General features: G+C 42.3%; 1 protein-coding gene. It reads right to left on the bottom strand.

All coding sequences use genetic code 11. The annotated features are described in order from the left end of the window. Nucleotides 1–510 (bottom strand): citrate/2-methylcitrate synthase (locus ACWHAR_RS28070; RefSeq protein WP_452088567.1); only part of this gene is annotated, 510 nt, incomplete at its 3' end. Nucleotides 511–659: the final 149 nt, after the last annotated feature.

Raw genomic sequence — 659 nt, 5'->3', positions numbered from 1 at the left:
AACTTCAATTGGTGAAGGCTCTTCACCGTTTAATGTGTAGAGAAAATTCTCCGCAATACCGTAATCTTCTCTCGGTTCAACAGGCTCAAGACCCTTGCGAATTCTGGAAAATGCTGCAACCAGGCCAGGCACCTTTGCCTGAAGGCGGATCGCCTTTCTGTAGTTGGCTTCCGGGTTCATGGTATCAGCCTCGCTGTCTAGCAGGCCTAGTAATGAAATTGCTGTCCGAAGAGCAGCCATGGGATGAACATTTTCGAGGGAATAAGATTTGAAGTGCTCAATAATTTCTTGCGGAACGGCAGCTTCCTTTGCAAGCTGCTGCTTTAACTCTTCAAGCTCTTTTTTGTTTGGCAGCCTTAGATGCCAAAGCAAGTAGATGATTTCTTCAAAACTTGCATTCTCTGTCAAATCATCGATATCATACCCCACATATGTAAGGGTATCATCAATAATAGAACTAACAGATGATGTTGTTGCTACAACCCCTTCAAGACCGCGTGTCGCTGTCATATATAACATCTCCTTTTCAATAAATTTCCCCTTTAAGAGTGTTGTAAAAACATGAGGCTTACTTAAAAAGCACGATGCAAGTATTTCTCTCCCCCAAAAAGAAAATGCTTACATTTTACTGGCTGCTGGAACTAAAACCCTTTGCTTAT

Source organism: Bacillus sp. LR--39, from assembly GCF_053613335.1.
This window is presented reverse-complemented; position numbering and strand designations above follow the sequence as displayed.